The organism is Psychroserpens sp. XS_ASV72, assembly GCF_041224425.1.
GTDB lineage: Bacteria > Bacteroidota > Bacteroidia > Flavobacteriales > Flavobacteriaceae > Psychroserpens.
The window spans coordinates 149,055-167,013 of the sequence record NZ_JBGFGL010000075.1 but is presented as its reverse complement, the minus strand read 5'-3'; the positions used below and the strand labels follow the sequence as shown (position 1 = coordinate 167,013).

The window sequence follows — 17,959 nt, the reverse complement described above, 5'->3', positions numbered from 1 at the left end:
GCTTTAAAAAGACAAAGTTATAACTAGTTATATTTTTATAATCTTGAATATATCGCTTTGATTTCCTGATGCAACCTCAACGAAATACATACCTGGCATCAATGCAGTTAAGTCTAATTGGTTTTCTGAGGCACCAAAAATTGACTCGTAAACAACTCGTCCATTCATGTCATAAACCACTCCTTTTTTTAATATCTTGACACTTTTCAAGGTCAGTATATTCTTTACAGGGTTTGGATGTAGTTTGATTTGATTACGAACATAATCACTTACACCTAACCCATCCTCAGATACGACAGTGGTATATTCATTAGTGATAACAGGCGCATTAAAATCAAAGTAGATTTCTGCTTGGTTATCAAACTCGTCTCCTAGCACCAAACTATTTAATGTTTTGATTTTATAAACTACATAACCATCATTATTGGCATCATCAAAAGGTAAATTAATGTTCTCGAAGATAAACTCTATATCATTGTTAGCATTGATTCTAGTGTAGAAATTATGACTTCCGTCTAAGGGAATCAAAGTGTTGACATCAAATTTTGAAGCATCAATTGGATTTTTTACAACGACATTAATAGCATTTGCAGTACCCAAATTTTCAAAACGCACCAAATAGTGCACATATTCACCCACATACTCGGGAGCAATCCATTCGCCTTCCAAACAGGTAATATCATTTGGGTCAAAAGAATTGACTACAGTTTGTTTAAACTCAAATGTGTTATCACTTGGCGTGTCATCATTACTTATTGGAAATACTTTAGCAATAAACCCGAGTTCATCATTCGCATTTAAAGGAAATAATGGATCTGTTGGCGTATTTAAAAGAAACTCTAGATTAATCTGTCTAGATTCAAAAGGTGCTAGATTGGAGAAGCTCCAAGATAACACGTTATCAATTTCTGAATCATTTGAAGGTAACGCAGATAATAGCTGGATCACATTGGAGTTTGACCCATAATTAAATTCGACTGTACCTGATAAACTTGTGTTTCCCTTATTACGGTAAACAATTCTATAAAACGACTCGAAACCAGGAATAGCTTCATTTACTGGCAACACAAAAACCTCTAAATCATTATGCACATCATTTGGAGTAATACAAAAATCCTGAATATAAGGGCTAACGTCTGAAGGAAAATTGACTAAAAGACTATTTGGATATACACTAAAGTAATTTTGATTTTCCAAATTAGCAGTCAATGTAAGAATTCCCTCTGAAACTGGAATGCTATAATTTCCTGATACATCCGCAATATAAGTACTACTATCAACTCCATTAGACATACCGAAATTCATGTTTGGATATATATAATCGTCACCATTACAACCATCAGCATTCACATCAACTTTATTTTGACCTTCTACATAGTAAACCTCACCTCCTGGAGTAAAAGAACAATATGTATTAACCTCACAATTAGGAATATCATAAAAATCTACTAAATATTGAATCGTTCCAAATTCATTCTCATCAACACAAATAAACTCAAGATTATTGCAATTTGAAATAACTGTACTACCTTCTATTCCGTTTTTAATATTCAAATATTGTAAATTAATAGAGTTACCTAGGCCTAGTGATTCTAAATTGTAATTCTGACTCATATCTAGATTAGAAAAACTAGAACTGTAGGCGTTAAATGTTGAAAGATTTTCCAGTTCTGTCAGATCAATATTAGTCAAACTATCATCATAAGAAACATTTAGATATAACAAATTATCAATTCCGGTCAAATCAATAGCTGATAGTGCGCTACAACCACTAAGGTGTGCATATTTTAAATTAATAAGATCGGAAAAATCCAAGCTCGGTAATCCAGTACAATCATTAAGATTTATGAACTCCAAGTTAATAAGTCCACTTAAATCCAAACTAGACAATTCTCCAAATAAATTAATAACTAAATGATCTAAACTAATTAATCCACTTAAATCTATATCAATTAATAGGTCGTTATATCCATATAAATCTAAGTTTTCCAAATTTGTAAGTCCACTAAAGTTTAGACTCGTCAGAGATTGAACTTCAAAAACGGTCAAATTCACTAAATTAATTAGTTCAGAGAAATCTAGACTAGTTACTTCGCGTAAATTATAACATGTTAAATTTTCCAGGTTAACAAACCCTGTTAAATCCAGTTCATTCAACACATACGCTCCATAAATTGTCAATGTTTCTAAATTTGTCAAACCAGATATATTAAAATCATTTAATACAAAACAATTATAAATCTGAAGCTCTTCGAGGTAAACATGAGCTGTAAGGTCTAGGCTCTCTATTTCAGGGAAATACCCTTCAAAATATCTCAGATTGGTAAAATATTGAAGCCCTTCAAGTGTCATAGCATCGATTTCATCTAAAAAAAGACCTATTACACTCTCAGCTTCAGAAATTTGAACTAATCCATCATTATTAATATCAACATTAGAATCTGCAATACCATCACCATCGAAGTCAGCACAAGATGTGTTTAGCAGGGCGTATTCAAACCATCCATCAGGAATATCAACAGTTTGCGCATTTCCAATTAGAAAAGCAAATGATAATAATACTGAAAGCAACAATGATCTCATGAAATTAGAATTTTATTGAAAGTACAATATAAAGAAATGAATGTTAGATTTACACACAATTATTTTTAAGCTGAAAAGCTTAGTACCTAAAACCTATTATCACCATCCAATAAATCGCCTAAACCTCCAAGGATACTGCCTTCCCCTTTGTCCTTTCCACCACGTTGTGGTGCAGAAGCCAACACACGTCCAGCCAATCGACTAAACGGTAAGGATTGTATATATACAGTTCCAGGACCTTGCAATTTGGCAAAGAAGAGTCCTTCACCTCCAAAGATGGTATTTTTGATGCCACCAACAAATTCGATATCGTAATCAACGCCTTGCGTAAATCCGACCAAACAGCCAGTATCAACTTTCATGGTTTCTCCAGCTTGCAACACCTTTTTAGCCATCGTTCCTCCTGCATGTACGAAGGCCATGCCGTCGCCTTCCAGTTTTTGCATGATAAAACCTTCACCTCCAAATAAACCACGTCCTAATTTTTTTGAAAACTCAATGCCAATACTGACACCTTTCGCAGCACATAAAAAAGCATCCTTTTGACAAATAAATTTCCCTTGAAATTCGGTTAAATCGATAGGAATGATTTTTCCAGGATAAGGCGAGGCAAAAGACACATTCCGTTTTCCCGTAAGGTCATTGTAAAAAGCGGTCATAAATAAACTTTCTCCTGTGAGGATACGCTTTCCGGCACCTAAAATCTTTCCGAAGAAACCCGTATCCTTTTGAGAGCCATCGCCAAAAATGGTTTCCATTTTAATGCCGTCATCCATCATCATAAAACTTCCAGCTTCAGCAACAACACCTTCTTGAGGATCTAATTCAATTTCGACAAATTGCATTTCTTCGCCGTAAATTCTGTAATCTATTTCGTGTGATGTCATGTTTTTATATTTAAAGGTTGATTTGTTTATTGGTTGAATTATTTTATGTTTTGTTACAGATTTCAACTAAAATCAAGTCTTCAACTTTAAGGTCCATTCAAAATTGAAATCCGATACCTGAACGCCTTCCGAATTAAATCCTTTTGAATTCAGAATAACGGTCTGCCCTTCACCTGTGGCGATAGCTTTACCAATGGCTTCATCAACAGCTTGCCCTTGATCACAACTAAAATAAATACGACCTGTAGCTTTTTTGGTAAAAGTAGCATTGTTATGTGCAACCAACATAGAGATGCGTTTACCACTGGCTTGAATCTTTGACATGACCAAAGCTCCTGTCGTGAGTTCAGCAGCCATACCTTGAACCGCCCAGAACATGGAGTTAAAGGGATTTTGATTGATCCATCTGTGCTTTACAGTGACCTCACAAGTCGTATCGCTAATTGATTTGGTACGGACACCACAAAGGTATGCTGAAGGCAATTTAAACAAAAGATAGGTGTTAAGTTTTCTAGGTGAGATCGTCATTTCTACAATATGTTTTCAGTAAAAGTATTGAAAAAAACGGTAGCATCAATTGTTAATATTTTGTTAATTTTTAGTACTATGCGTAACACAATACCTTCTTTAAGACATATATTTGTATAAGAAATTACTATATGTTTTAAAATCATGTTAGACAACCACCAAAAAAACATCGCCACGTTTATCCATTTATCAACCTTTAGTAGGTTCTTGATTCCATTTGGAAACTTTATTGGACCCATCATATTATGGATGGCGAATAAGGATAAATCAGAGTTTGTAGACAGCCATGGAAAGCAAGCTATTAATTTTCAAATGAGCATTTTATTGTATGCGCTTATTTTAGGATTACTGTCGGTTCCGTTTTTCATATTTAATTTATTTGACGGATTCAATTTTATAGATATTGATCCTTTCGATGGTGTCCATATAAGCTTATCTGAACCATCTCCTCTACTCTATATTGGAGGAAGTCTTGGTTTTTTAGCAATACTCGGATTTATACTGGAATTGGTCTTTATCGTCATTGCTAGCTTGAAAGCCAGAGATGGTGAGTTTTACCACTATCCGTTAACCATTGACTTTTTAAAATAAAAACATCAAATCAATCAATCAATCAAAAAATGAACAGTTTTTTTACAACATTTAATCTAATTCGAATATGAAGATAGAAAACACAAAAGCACAAATGCGAAAAGGTGTATTGGAATACTGCATACTATCCGTCTTAAAAGATGATGATGCCTACGTTGCAGAAATACTTGATACACTCAAAGACGCAAAAATGCTTGTGGTAGAAGGAACTATTTATCCGCTACTAACAAGATTAAAAAACGCAGGATTGCTCAATTATCGTTGGGAAGAATCCACTTCAGGTCCACCACGAAAGTATTATGGCCTTACTGAAACCGGACAGTTGTTTTTAAAGGAATTAAACACAACATGGGACGAATTACAAAATGCAGTTAACCTAGTAACAAGACAAAAAACAAATAAATAATGAATAAGACAGTCAACATAAATTTAGCAGGTATATTCTTCCATATTGATGAAGATGCATACTTAAAATTACAACGCTATCTTGAGGCTATAAAACGTTCATTTACAGACTCTCAAGGTCGATCTGAGATCATCGCTGATATTGAAGCACGTATTGCGGAATTGTTTAGCGAGCGCGTTCAAAACGACAAGCAAGTGGTGCGTATCAAGGAAGTTGATGAAGTCATCGCAATCATGGGACAACCAGAAGATTATCTGGTCGATGATGAAATCTTTGAAGACGAACCAAGAGCAACTTATAGTTCAAGTTCAAGACCATCAAAAAAACTATATCGTGATACAGACAACTCTTACATTGGAGGTGTTTCAGCTGGATTAGCTCATTATTTTGGTATTGATGCCCTTTGGATTCGTTTGATCTGGATCTTACTTATCATTGGTGCTGGAACTGGAATCTTATTCTATATTCTATTGTGGGTATTGATTCCTGAAGCAAAAACGACTTCTGAAAAGTTGACCATGACTGGTGAGCCTGTCAATATCTCCAACATTGAAAAAAAAATCAAGGACGGATTTGACAGTGTTTCAAAAACCGTTTCAGATACCGTAAAACAAGTCGATTTACCCAGGCAAGGCGAAAAAATAAAATCGTCTTCAAAGAATTTTTTTGATACCATAGGTGACATTATTATGTTTTTCCTTAAAGTGTTTGCCAAATTTATTGGAATCATACTTATCATTGTTGGTGCTTCCACATTGATATCCTTGTTGATCCTTTGTTTGAGCCTAGGTACTGTTGATTTCATCCATTTTCCTGGTTTAGACTTTTTTCAAGCCGCAAATGCTGCAAACACACCAGTCTGGCTTATAGCATTGATTAGTTTATTTGCTATTGGTGTACCATTCTTCTTTGTGCTTTATTTAGGATTAAAGATTTTGGTAAACAATCTGAAATCTATTGGAAATATTGCAAAATTCACGCTTTTAGGATTGTGGATCATGGCGATGGTTGGTACCGTTATAATTGGTATCAGACAAGCGAGTGAGCATGCCTTTGATGCTTCAGTCATAAAAAAAGAACGTTTAGATATCAAAACAAAAGACACCTTGACCTTAGCTGTTATAGGAAACACTATGTACACCAAACAATTTGGAAGACATCATAATTTGTTCAAACCTGTTTACGACGAAAATGACAATAAACTCATTTACAGTAGTGATGTTCGATTGATCGTAAGATCTACTAAAGATTCACTGGCGTATTTAAATATCGAAAAAAATGCTGAAGGGAAAAATTACAAAGAAGCCAAACAACGTGCTGAAGCTGTAAACTATAACTTTTTATTAAATGGAAAGCGATTGGAACTCGATGGTTATCTCACGACTGATTTTGATAACAAGTATAGAGATCAAAATATTGAGGTTACGCTTTACCTTCCTGAAGGAACCATTTTGTATGCTGAAGAAAACACCTATTCGTTCCATAGAAATTCAAGCTATTACAACGATATCCTAGATAATGGTATGGAAAACCATTATTTGGAAATCACCACCAATGGCGTGACTTGCTTAGATTGTCCTGAAGATAAAGAGTTCAAAGTGAAAGTCGATATCAAGGATGAGGCTTCTGGAATTAAGATTAACGAAGATACTATTGAAATCAACACAAGAGACAATAGTTTAAGAATAAATGATGAAGGTGTAAAAGCAGAGTCTGAAAGCATAAGGGTCAATATTGATGAAGATGGTATTGAAATCACTTCAGACGACAACTAACAATTCATCTTTAAAAAACTACAGTTCAGTAGGTTTAGTTATTTAAAATGTTAGAAAATTAAAATATTTGAACCGTCAATCAAAAATCAATGAATCAATCAATTTTCATAGTGTGGTGTATCTTCGGAATCTTAACCAACCTTAATGCCCAATCAGCATTAGATTCCGAAGTATACAAAACACTTAAAAGCAAGGACAGCCTATTGTTTGAATGTGCATTCAACAAGTGTGAAACACAATACTTAGAAGAACTTGTTTCGGAAGATTTTGAATTCTATCATGATATTGCTGGATTAGAAGCCTCAAAATCTGGTTTCATTGCAACCATGAAAAAAGGTATTTGCAACGCTCATAATAAGACCAAATCGAGACGGGAACTTGTTGATGGATCTTTAGAGGTTTATCCTCTAAAACGCAATGGAGAAGTTTATGGTGCTTTACAAAATGGCATTCATAGGTTTTATGAAACCATCAATGGCAAAGAGGTTGCAGGAAGCATTGCTAAATTTTCCCATTTATGGATTATAGAAAATGGAAAATGGTATTTAAAACGTGTCATAAGTTATGACCATCAAATGCCAAAATAAATTAAAAAAACAATCAATCATAAACACGGCTGATCATATCAGCAAAAAACTATCAATCATGACAACATTAACAAAAATCATTGTAACTACACTGTTAAGTATTTTAATGGTATCCTGCCAATTCAATTTTGGTGTGAAAGGAAATGGTAACGTAACAACTTCAGAACGCACCTTAAACTCAGATTTCGATGCCATTGAAGTCAGCAGAGGTTTAGATGTCTATCTAACACAAGGCACCACTGAAAGTGTCAAAGTTCAAGCCGATGAAAATCTTCAAGATATTATTATAACTGAAGTTGAAAACGGCGTATTGCATATCTATTCTGAAGAAAACATAAGCTACGCTGCCTCTAAAAAAATTATGGTCAGCTTAGACAACCTAGAGCGATTATCAACTTCAAGCGGTAGTGATGTAATGTCTACAGGTATGATTTCTGTGACATCGCTTGAAATTTCATCCTCTAGTGGAAGTGATGTGGAATTAGATGTTGAAGCCGAAACAATCATTTGCGAAGCTTCCAGTGGAAGCGATATCAAACTTTCGGGCACAACAAAATCCTTTACTGCGGAAGCCAGTAGCGGAAGCGATATCAAGGCTGAAAACCTTAAAGCTGAAACCACACGAGCTGAAGCTAATAGTGGTGCAGATGTTACAGTAAACACCTCTAAAAAACTTACTGCTAGTGCAAACAGCGGAGGTGATGTAAAATATTATGGTGATCCAGAAATTGTTGAAACAAACGATGGTCCATCAGGAAATATCAGAAAACAATAGCGCACAACCAACCAACTAACCAACTTGTTTTCTAAACCATTTCAGGCTCAATTTGAGTTTGGGATGGTTTTTGTTTTATATTTGCTATAATACTTAATTGATAATAGATGAAACATATTACCTTGTTTTTGTTGATGGTTATTGGATTCAATGCACTTGGCATTGCCCAAGATGAGGAAAAAGTTAAAGGCGATAGAAATGTTACCGTTAAACAAACTTACGTCGACCCATTTAATGCCATAGTAATTGGTGAAGACTTTGAAGTTGAATTGTTTTACAACAGTAAGCCTTCAGTCGAAATTGAAACAGATGATAATCTTCATGACTACATCACAATTGAAGTAAAAGATAGTGTTCTTACGCTTAAAACTACAGTAGACATAAGGTCTAGTAAAAAAATGAACATCAAGATCAACTATAGTGATGGACTTTCTCGAATTGAAGCACGCGACAATGCCGAAATTAGGTCCCTTACTTCTTTAGAACTTGATAATGCCTACCTAAAAGCGTCGGGCTCTTCACGAGTCTATATGAATATTAAGGCAAATTCCTTCAACTTTACAAGTCTAGATAAATCCAAAACAAAACTTAACATCACAGCTACAAATACTAAAATTGAAATTAGCGATAATGGAAAATTAGATGCTTTGGTCAATTCTAAAGAAACAAAAGTAGATTTATATCAACGTGCTAATATCGATGTGGAAGGCACAACCGATAACTTACAACTAAACACAGATAACAACTCTCAATTCAATGGTAAAAATTTCAGTGCTAAAATCTGTACCTCCAACAATGAATTTGCAAGTGATGCCTATCTTGAAGTCTTAGAATCTGTCACATTGGAAATATCTGGCACAAGTGAAGTCTATTTATATGGCAATCCTAAAATTGCCTTAAACAAATTTATTGACACGGCTAAACTTCAGAAAAAAGAAAAATAATTACACCTAACTTTAACTCAAATACACTCAAAATGAAAAAAACACTCTTATTGATGGCTATTCTTTTCTCTAGTATAGCCTGTAAGAAAGACAACCAAAATGAAGCAACCAAAGTTTCCAAAGAAGATGTTCAGGCATTTTTAGATGACTACACCAATGACTTCGTAAAATTATATTATGATTCTGCTCTAGCGGAATGGGATGCCAACACTAAAATTATTCCAGGTGACACAACAAATGCTTATAAAGTTCAGCAAGCCAACGAAGCTCTTGCTAAATTTACAGGAAGCTCTGAAGTCATTGACAAAACACGAAAATTCTTAGAATATAAAGCTGAATTGGATACGGTTCAAGTACGCCAGCTCAACACCATTTTATATGCCGCAGCCAACAATCCTGAAATAGTTTCAGATTTGGTAAAAGAGCGAATTACTGCTGAAAACGCTCAAAACGAAAAGTTGTTTGGGTTCGATTTTAAAGTAAATGAAACCTCAGTCACAACTGGAGATATCGATAAGGTTTTGAGAGAATCAAATAAAGAAGATGAACGCCTAAAGTATTGGGAAGCTTCAAAAGCAGTAGGTGTCGGATTGAAAGACGGCCTGGCAAACCTAAGAGAATTACGCAATGAAACAGTGAGCGCTCTCGGTTATGATGACTATTTCTCATACCAAGTATCCGACTATGGAATGACGCGTCAAGAAATGCTTGATGAAATGAACAAAATGGTAAAAGAGGTTTGGCCTTTATATAGAGAGCTGCATACTTGGGCTCGTTATGAACTTGCAAAAAAATACAATGCTGAAGTTCCTGAATATCTACCTGCACATTGGTTGCCTAATCGTTGGGGACAAGACTGGAGTGCCTTGGTAAATGTTGAAGGATTGGACATTGACGGTGTTTTGGCCGATAAGGATCCTGAATGGATTGTAAAAGAAGGCGAAAACTTTTATAAAAGCATTGGTTTTGATGCCCTTCCGAAAAGCTTTTATGAAAAATCAAGTATGTATCCACTTCCAGCCGATGCACCTTACAAAAAGAACAATCATGCTTCTGCTTGGCATATGGATTTGAAAAATGATCTGAGATGTTTGATGAGCGTAGAGCCAACTGCAGAATACTACGAAACAATTCACCATGAATTAGGACACATTTATTACTATCAAGCCTATACCAATCCGAATGTGCCACCTTTGCTTCGAGGAGGTGCCAATCGTGGTTACCATGAAGCCATTGGAAGTTTACTTGGGTTTGCTGCCATGCAAAAACCATTCTTAGCCGGAAAAGGTTTAGTTGATGCAGATGCTGAAATAAATGAAACTCAAAACCTTCTTAAAGAAGCGTTGAACAATATTGTATTCTTACCATTTTCTGCAGGTGTTATGACCGAGTTTGAGAATGCGCTTTATGCTGAAAATTTACCGAAGGATCAATTCAACAAAAAATGGTGGGAACTAGCTAAAAAATATCAAGGTATGGTTCCTCCAACAGATCGTGGAGAGGAATATTGCGACGCAGCTTCAAAAACACATATCAACAATGATGCGGCTCAATATTATGATTACGCCGTTTCCTATATCTTATTGTTTCAGTTTCATGATCATATCTCAAAGAATATCCTAAATCAAGATCCGCATGCTACAAATTATTTTGGAAGTAAGGATGTTGGTACATTTTTAAGAGGTGTACTTGAAAGTGGCGCTAATAATGATTGGAGAGAACTTTTAAAGGAAAGTGTTGGTACTGGCATGAGTGCTAAACCAATGTTGGAATACTTTGAACCATTGATGCCTTACTTAAAGGAACAAAACAAAGGCAGAACCTATACACTTCCAGAAACGCTTTAAAAGACAAACATCTTTTAAATAAAAAAGGCGCCAAAATTGGCGCCTTTTTTGTTCAATTTAATATCTAATTATAAGTTGACGTACTCACCTCAAAGCTGGAATCTTTAGCAGCTAGATAACGCTCTGCATCCAAAGCGGCCATACAACCTGTACCTGCAGCCGTTACTGCTTGTCTGTAAACATGGTCTGCAGCATCACCCGATACAAACACACCTTCAATATTGGTTTTAGTACTACCTGGCTTATTGATTATATAACCTGTTTCATCCAATTCAAGGAAATCCTTAAAAATATCTGTATTAGGCTTATGCCCAATAGCCACGAAAAAGCCTGTTGCAGGTATTTCAAACCTTTCATCAGTTTGGTTATTGAATACACGCACACCTGTAACGACTTGACCATCACCAAGAACTTCTTCGGTTTCAGTGTTGTAAAGAATTTCAATATTTTCAGTGTTCTTAACGCGATCAGCCATGATTTTAGATGCTCTAAATTCATCACGTCTCACAAGCATAGTGACCTTTTTACATAATTTAGAAAGGTAATGTGCCTCTTCACAGGCCGAATCTCCAGCTCCTACAATAACCACTTCTTGATTTCTGTAGAAGAAGCCATCACAAACTGCACAAGCAGATACGCCTCCTCCTAGCTTTAAATATTTTTGTTCAGAATCCAATCCTAAGTATTTCGCTGAAGCTCCAGTCGAAATGATAACAGTATCACATAGGATTTCTTTAGTATCATTCACCCATACTTTGTGAATATCTCCTGAAAAATCTACTTTGGTAATCCAACCATCACGAACATCTGTTCCGAAGCGTTCAGCTTGCTTTTGAAGCTCAATCATCATTTCAGGACCAGTAATTCCCTCAGGATAACCAGGAAAATTCTCAACTTCATTTGTGGTTGTCAATTGTCCTCCAGGTTGCGTTCCTTGATATAATACTGGATTCATATTAGCTCTTGCAGCATAAATAGCTGCTGTATATCCAGCAGGACCAGAACCTATGATAAGACATTTAACGTGTTCTATATTATCTGACATATATATTGATTTTAAGTATCACAAAAGTAGAGTTTTTGATAGAAAACTTACATAGAAGTTATCAACACTTATTATCAAATTATTGCAATTATCTATGATAGAAATGAATAAATAATATAACCACGTATGTCTTTTTTTTTGTAACTTTAAAAGAACCATTAAATCATGTCGAGATGAAATCACTATTATATTTTATACTATTAGGTATCGTTTTATCTTCATGCAATTCAAAGGCTAATACCAATGATAATGAAGGCACCTCATCGGAAAATGAAATAGTACTAGAAAACACTCAGCTTCAAGGCGCTTGGGAACTAGTTGGTTTCTACAACTATAACAATAATGTGGTCACTGATTCTTTTACAACCAGTAAAGGGTATCGCCAAGTCAAAATGTATACGCCAACAAAAGTGATGTGGTGTAAGAATGTTCCAGCAGACTCAACAGAATGGTTTGGCTATGGAAGATATGAGTTAGATGGTGATCAACTCACAGAAGTCCTAGATTACGGATCTGAAATGATGAGTAAAATCATACAAGAAAAAAAGGAGTTTATCTATGAAGTAACCTTTAACGGCAATAGTTTTAGTCAGATAGAAATTGACGAGGATGGTAATAGAATCTACTCCGAAAACTACAAACGAATCGAATAAAAAAAAGAGCCTTAAAAGGCTCTTTTTTTTATAACTAGCGAGATAATTATTTAATCTCGATCAGTTCCAACTCAAAAGTTAAATCCTGTCCTGCCAATGGATGGTTCCCATCAACAACAATATCATTTTCGTTAACTTCGGTTACTTTGAACTGGTGCTCCCTTCCGTCTTCACTTCTGGATACCAATCCCATACCCACTTCAGGCTTAATCTCTTGCGGCAATTGTGTTTTATCAATTTTATGAAATAAATCCTCCCTTACATCACCATAGGCTTCTTCCTTTGGTATGGCCACTGTTTTTTTCTCATTTATCTTCATGTCGAGGATGGCCTTTTCAAAACCTGGAATCAACATTCCTTGTCCTAATTTAGCTTCCAAAGGCTCTCTGTCAGCTGAACTGTCAAAAACTTGACCATTACTTAATTTTCCTGTGTAATGAACTCTCACTGTATCATTATCTTTTACTTGACTCATAAATTATGTTTTCTTATTAAAATTGCCACAAAGCTACCATTAATATGTTGGACACCAATGAGCGATTCCAATTAATCCAATATTACATTAACAATTTTGATTATATGTCATAAAAAAAGCCGAACAAAAATGCTCAGCTTTATTTGTCGGAGTGGCAGGATTCGAACCTGCGACCTCCGCGTCCCAAACGCGGCGCGATAACCGGGCTACGCTACACTCCGAATGAATTGAAAAGAATATCTTTTCGAAATTGGATTGCAAATATATACCTTTTCTTTAAAAACTGAGCTATTTTATTATTAATTTTAGAGTGAAAACCCAATATCCATGATTTTAAAAAACAAAGTTCTCCTGTCATTTATTTTTTTAACTTTTTTAGCTTGTGCCCAAGATAAAAATCCCGTCAACACAAAGCATAGCCATGAGGTCGTAGTGAATAATCTCGATATTCCATGGGGATTTGTATTTCTTCCAGATGGTGCTTTACTAATCAATGAGAAAGATGGAACCATCATTCATTTCAAGAATGGTAAGAGGACCAAAATTCAAAATGCACCTGAAATCTATAATCGAGGTCAAGGAGGTCTTTTAGATATTGAACTCCATCCTAACTATAAAAGCAATGGATGGATTTATTTCACTTATGCGTCTTCTGAAGGAAGTGATAAAGGTGGTCATACTGCCCTAATACGAGCGAAACTAAAAAACATGTCCTTGGTTGAAAAGGAAGTATTGTACAAAGCCACACCCAATACAACCAGAGGGCAACATTTTGGCTCTAGAATTGCTTTTGACGACAGTGGTTATCTTTATTTTTCAATAGGCGAACGTGGCGAAAGAGATGTGAACCCACAAGATATTACAAAAGATGGTGGAAAAATATACCGATTGAACGATGATGGTAGTATTCCCAAAGACAACCCATTTGTAAATGAGCCTAATGCTAAAAAAGCAATATATTCCTATGGCCATCGCAATCCACAAGGCATGACGATTCATCCTATAACTCGAGAGATTTGGACTCATGAACATGGTCCAAGAGGCGGCGACGAAATCAATATCATCAAAGCAGGCAAGAATTATGGATGGCCTGTAATTAGTTATGGAGTAAATTACAGTGGCACAAAATTTACAGACCTTACTGAAAAAGAAGGGATGGAACAACCCCTTCACTACTGGGTTCCATCAATTGCTCCTAGTGGCATGGCCTTTATTAGCAGTGATATTTATGGGGATTGGAAAGGCAATTTACTCGTTGGTTCCTTAAAATTCCAGTACTTAGACCTCTGTTACATTAAGAATGGAAAAGTCACTAAGGAAGAACGTTTATTAGACGGGTTGGGACGTGTTCGCTCTGTCGAACAAGGTCCTGATGGCTATATTTATGTTGGTGTAGAAAATTTAGGAATCGTTAAATTGATCAGAAAATAAAATGAGAGTCCCTTCTTACCTATTTGCGTTTTTATACATTGTTCTTGTTGGCTGTATTTCATCTGAAAAGAAAAAAATCAATAACAAATCTGAAAGCCATACCCAAGCTTCAAAAAAAATGGATCCAAAACTTGTTGAAAGTATCCAAAGAGGTTCTGAAATTTATAGTGACTTATGTGTGACCTGCCATCTTCCAAATGGTAAAGGCGTACCTAATTTATTTCCCCCTTTGGCACAGTCAGATTATCTCATGAATAATCGCATAGAAAGCATCAAAGCCATTAAGTACGGATTGAATGGAGAGATTGTTGTTAATGGTAAGTCCTACAATTCAGCTATGGTTGCACAAGGACTTTCAGATACTGAAGTAGCTGATGTTATGAACTATATTTCCAATAGTTGGGGAAATGAAAACAGAAGTATGGTTTCTGAAAAAGAAGTTTCCGAAATTAAGCCCTAAAATGGACTGAAATAACTAAATTTGTTATAACAATCTAAAACTTAATTATGCTTATTATAGGAATTGCTGGCGGTACAGGTTGCGGAAAAACCACAGTAGTCAATCAAATCTTAAATGAACTTCCAGAAGGCGAAGTTGGAGTGATTTCTCAAGATTCCTATTACAAAGACACTTCTCATCTAAGCTATGATGAACGTGTGAAGATTAATTTTGACCATCCAAGATCGATCGATTTTGAATTATTGGAAAACCACTTAAAACAGTTACGGCAAGGACAAACCATAGATCAACCTGTATACTCGTTCGTAAAACACAATAGAACGGGTGACAGCATTGCGACCAAACCAAGAAAAGTGATGATTGTTGAAGGGATTTTAATTCTTACCAATCCCGAGCTAAGAGAGATGTTTGATATCAAGATTTTTGTTCATGCCGATAGCGACGAAAGACTGATAAGACGTTTGAAACGGGATATCTCGGAGCGCGGTAGAGATATTGACGAAGTGCTAACACGTTACCAAAACACGTTAAAGCCAATGCATCAGCAATTTATTGAGCCTATGAAAGAATATGCCGATATCATCATTCCAAACAACAAATACAATACGGTTGCAGTTGATATAGTGAAGACCATAATTAATGAAAAACTGAATTAATGCTTAAATATCTTAAGAACATATTTGTCATCATATTTATAGTGTTTGCTGTTTGGATGCTTTTTATTGATTCCAACTCCTTATTGATCCACAGAGAACTCAATGAGGACATTAGTGACCTGGAAGATGAAAAGGAATACTACAAAAATGAAATCGAAAAAGATAAAAAAGCCATCAAAGAGCTCAGTACCGATGAAGGTGTAGAAAAATTAGCTCGAGAAAAATATTACATGAAAAAAGAGAATGAAGATATTTATATCATAGAATACGAGGACAGCCTAAAAACTAAAGATAATAATGAGTAAATCCTTATTTGATATGTTTCCAGATGTCTCATCAAAACAATGGAAACAAAAAATACAAGTTGATTTAAAAGGTGCAGATTACAACGACACATTAATCTGGAAGAGCAATGAAGGGATCGATGTAAGGCCTTTCTATCATCTGGATGAATTCGAAAACACACCTGAACTATCTTCAGCAAAAGTTTCAAATTTTAAAATATGCCAGACCATACATGCAACTTCGGCTGAAGAAGCCAACTCTAAAGCCTTAGATGCTATTTCCAAAGGTGCAGAGTCAATAAAGTTTATTATTCCAAATACTTCTATTTCTTCAGATACATTAATTAAAGATATTGATACTTCAGACACTAACATATTTGTTAATACTGAATTTATTGATACTGATTACATAAAGGCTATTGATGAATCTGTTTGTGTCAATACTGATATCATCGGCAATTTAGCCAAAACTGGCAACTGGTTCTCTAATCTTGAAAGTGACCACAAATCCTTTGATGAAATAGTTAAAACCAATAACACAATAGCTATCAATGCCACTCTTTATCAAAATGCAGGTGCAAATATTGTTCAACAGCTTGCATACGCCTTGGCGCATGCCAATGAGTATTTGAATCACCTTGATGATGTATTGGATTCCAAAGAAAAAGAAACCCTTCAGGTGGTTTTCAATGTATCTGTGAGCACTAACTATTTCTTTGAAATTGCAAAATTAAAAGCCTTAAGACAACTTTGGAATGTTTTAGCCCAAGAATACCAAGTAAACCCGACTTGCCATATTTTTGCAACTCCGTCAAAAAGAAACAAGACTATTTACGATTACAACACCAATATGCTTCGTACTACAACTGAATGCATGAGTGCCATTCTTGGTGGTGCAGATACCATTAACAATTTAGCGTATGATGCCTTATACCATAAGCCGAATGATTTTGGTGAACGCATTTCTAGAAATCAAGCTTTGATTTTGAAATACGAAAGTTATTTTGATAAAGTTGACAATCCTACCGATGGCAGTTACTACATTGAAACCCTTACCTCGCAACTTTCGGAAAAAGCGCTTCAAATTTTTAAAGATATTGAAGCTCAGGGTGGATTTTTACATCAATTAAAATCTGGAACCATACAACGAAAAATTAAGGAAAGTGCCCATTTAGAACAACAACAATTTGACAACGGAGCATTGGTGTTATTAGGTACCAATAAACATCCTAATCCCGAAGATCAAATGAAATCTGAATTGGAAATCAAACCCTTTGTAAAAGCAAACCCAATTAAAACATTAATTGAACCTATTATTGAAAAAAGATTATCTGAAAAACTGGATATCAATAGGTTAAATAACGAAAAATAAATTATGAAAATTCGAGTATTTCTAATTTTACTAAGTATTACTTTAGTGAATTGCAAAAATGAACAAACTGAATTGGACTATAAATTTTCAGAAAAAGAGACGTTTCTAAAATGCGATATCGAGAACAAAAAACTGTTTGAAGAAGCCTTGTATAATTTTGAAGATGTCATAACCAAAGGCTATCCTTCAAGCAATGACAATCTCATGTACTCTTATCGACAATTCACAAAAGAAAGCACACGAAACATGGTTAGCTTTCACAAGATTGCAACACCACATTCAATCGATGTTTTTGAGGCGCTTAAAAATGTGGATGGTCTATGGTATGTAAATGATGCCAATGAATATTCGCTAAATTACAAGCATAAGATTTTCGATTGCATAGCAAACAACATCGTTGACAACGATTTGAAAACCACATTCAGTGCGTTATTGAATACGAATAGCATGAGTTACAGAATGTTGAAGGACCTCCTGTTAACTTATAGCAATCGAATGAATAGCGACAAACATCTTGCCATGTATGTTGCCTTGGAACTCTATTATGCAAAACTCAACAATGTTGATCCAACCAAAGAAGACAATTCTGTAGAGGAAAATATAAAGCAAAACACCAAGGTTGATCCTCACGCTGGACATAATCACGATTAGTCTGATAAT

The 17,959-nt window shown here is 35.2% G+C and carries 19 protein-coding genes and 1 tRNA gene; 14 read left to right on the top strand and 6 right to left on the bottom strand.

All coding sequences use genetic code 11. From position 1 onward, the window contains the following. Positions 1-27 precede the first annotated feature (27 nt). The 3 genes from AB9K26_RS06340 to AB9K26_RS06330 form a co-directional block, all read right to left on the bottom strand. The gene (locus tag AB9K26_RS06340; RefSeq protein ID WP_369971700.1) at positions 28-2,583 is read right to left on the bottom strand and encodes a T9SS type A sorting domain-containing protein; all 2,556 of its coding nucleotides are present in this window, start codon (positions 2,581-2,583) and stop codon (positions 28-30) included. A gap of 86 nt (positions 2,584-2,669) precedes the next feature. Continuing rightward, on the bottom strand, positions 2,670-3,470 hold the full coding sequence (locus AB9K26_RS06335; protein ID WP_369971699.1) for a TIGR00266 family protein: 801 nt from the start codon (positions 3,468-3,470) through the stop codon (positions 2,670-2,672). Between the two features lie 72 nt (positions 3,471-3,542). Further along, complete coding sequence (locus AB9K26_RS06330; protein ID WP_369971698.1) at positions 3,543-3,998, bottom strand: DUF4442 domain-containing protein; 456 nt, start codon at positions 3,996-3,998, stop codon at positions 3,543-3,545. Positions 3,999-4,142: 144 nt separating this feature from the next. Here AB9K26_RS06330 and AB9K26_RS06325 point away from each other — a divergent pair, with 144 nt between their 5' ends. From AB9K26_RS06325 to AB9K26_RS06295, 7 genes are all read left to right on the top strand, one after another. Beyond that, a complete protein-coding gene (locus tag AB9K26_RS06325) occupies positions 4,143-4,589 on the top strand; it encodes a DUF4870 domain-containing protein (protein ID WP_369971697.1) in 447 nt (148 codons plus the stop codon). 67 nt (positions 4,590-4,656) lie between these two features. Next, positions 4,657-4,995 (top strand): PadR family transcriptional regulator, encoded by a 339-nt coding sequence (locus AB9K26_RS06320; protein ID WP_369971696.1) that lies wholly within the window; start codon positions 4,657-4,659, stop codon positions 4,993-4,995. Next, a complete protein-coding gene (locus AB9K26_RS06315) occupies positions 4,995-6,770 on the top strand; it encodes a PspC domain-containing protein (protein WP_369971695.1) in 1,776 nt (591 codons plus the stop codon). Before AB9K26_RS06320 ends, AB9K26_RS06315 begins: the two co-directional genes overlap by 1 nt. An 89-nt stretch (positions 6,771-6,859) precedes the next feature. Further along, positions 6,860-7,357, top strand: a complete 498-nt coding sequence (locus AB9K26_RS06310; RefSeq protein ID WP_369971694.1) for a nuclear transport factor 2 family protein — start codon at positions 6,860-6,862, stop codon at positions 7,355-7,357. 58 nt (positions 7,358-7,415) lie between these two features. Next, positions 7,416-8,132: a head GIN domain-containing protein gene (locus tag AB9K26_RS06305; protein WP_369971693.1), complete on the top strand. Its 717-nt coding sequence runs from the start codon at positions 7,416-7,418 to the stop codon at positions 8,130-8,132. Between the two features lie 107 nt (positions 8,133-8,239). Beyond that, a complete protein-coding gene (locus AB9K26_RS06300) occupies positions 8,240-9,076 on the top strand; it encodes a GIN domain-containing protein (protein ID WP_369971692.1) in 837 nt (278 codons plus the stop codon). 32 nt (positions 9,077-9,108) lie between these two features. Continuing rightward, a complete protein-coding gene (locus tag AB9K26_RS06295) occupies positions 9,109-10,923 on the top strand; it encodes a M2 family metallopeptidase (protein WP_369971691.1) in 1,815 nt (604 codons plus the stop codon). 64 nt (positions 10,924-10,987) lie between these two features. Here AB9K26_RS06295 and trxB read toward each other — a convergent pair whose 3' ends face one another. Next, the gene (gene trxB, locus AB9K26_RS06290; protein WP_369971690.1) at positions 10,988-11,968 is read right to left on the bottom strand and encodes a thioredoxin-disulfide reductase; all 981 of its coding nucleotides are present in this window, start codon (positions 11,966-11,968) and stop codon (positions 10,988-10,990) included. Positions 11,969-12,141: 173 nt separating this feature from the next. Between trxB and AB9K26_RS06285 the strand changes: the two genes are divergently transcribed. Next, the gene (locus tag AB9K26_RS06285; protein ID WP_369971689.1) at positions 12,142-12,621 is read left to right on the top strand and encodes a hypothetical protein; all 480 of its coding nucleotides are present in this window, start codon (positions 12,142-12,144) and stop codon (positions 12,619-12,621) included. A gap of 46 nt (positions 12,622-12,667) precedes the next feature. Here the strand turns inward: AB9K26_RS06285 and AB9K26_RS06280 are convergent, their stop codons facing one another. Both AB9K26_RS06280 and AB9K26_RS06275 read right to left on the bottom strand, forming a co-directional pair. Then, on the bottom strand, positions 12,668-13,096 hold the full coding sequence (locus tag AB9K26_RS06280; protein ID WP_369971688.1) for a peptidylprolyl isomerase: 429 nt from the start codon (positions 13,094-13,096) through the stop codon (positions 12,668-12,670). A 146-nt stretch (positions 13,097-13,242) separates the two neighbouring features. Next, a tRNA-Pro gene (locus AB9K26_RS06275) sits at positions 13,243-13,317 on the bottom strand. A 106-nt stretch (positions 13,318-13,423) separates the two neighbouring features. On the opposite strand from AB9K26_RS06275, the gene AB9K26_RS06270 reads away from it, so the two are divergent. The 6 genes from AB9K26_RS06270 to AB9K26_RS06245 are packed head-to-tail and all read left to right on the top strand — an operon-like array spanning position 13,424 to position 17,950. Continuing rightward, positions 13,424-14,527, top strand: a complete 1,104-nt coding sequence (locus AB9K26_RS06270) for a PQQ-dependent sugar dehydrogenase (protein ID WP_369971687.1) — start codon at positions 13,424-13,426, stop codon at positions 14,525-14,527. Position 14,528: 1 nt separating this feature from the next. Next, positions 14,529-14,987: a cytochrome c gene (locus AB9K26_RS06265; RefSeq protein ID WP_369971686.1), complete on the top strand. Its 459-nt coding sequence runs from the start codon at positions 14,529-14,531 to the stop codon at positions 14,985-14,987. A gap of 47 nt (positions 14,988-15,034) precedes the next feature. Then, positions 15,035-15,643 (top strand): uridine kinase, encoded by a 609-nt coding sequence (gene udk, locus AB9K26_RS06260; RefSeq protein WP_369971685.1) that lies wholly within the window; start codon positions 15,035-15,037, stop codon positions 15,641-15,643. Continuing rightward, the gene (locus AB9K26_RS06255) at positions 15,643-15,948 is read left to right on the top strand and encodes a septum formation initiator family protein (RefSeq protein ID WP_369971684.1); all 306 of its coding nucleotides are present in this window, start codon (positions 15,643-15,645) and stop codon (positions 15,946-15,948) included. The genes udk and AB9K26_RS06255 overlap by 1 nt, the downstream gene beginning before the upstream one ends. Next, on the top strand, positions 15,941-17,299 hold the full coding sequence (locus AB9K26_RS06250) for a methylmalonyl-CoA mutase subunit beta (protein WP_369971683.1): 1,359 nt from the start codon (positions 15,941-15,943) through the stop codon (positions 17,297-17,299). Before AB9K26_RS06255 ends, AB9K26_RS06250 begins: the two co-directional genes overlap by 8 nt. Before the next feature lie 3 nt (positions 17,300-17,302). After that, a complete protein-coding gene (locus AB9K26_RS06245) occupies positions 17,303-17,950 on the top strand; it encodes a hypothetical protein (protein ID WP_369971682.1) in 648 nt (215 codons plus the stop codon). Positions 17,951-17,959 lie beyond the last annotated feature (9 nt).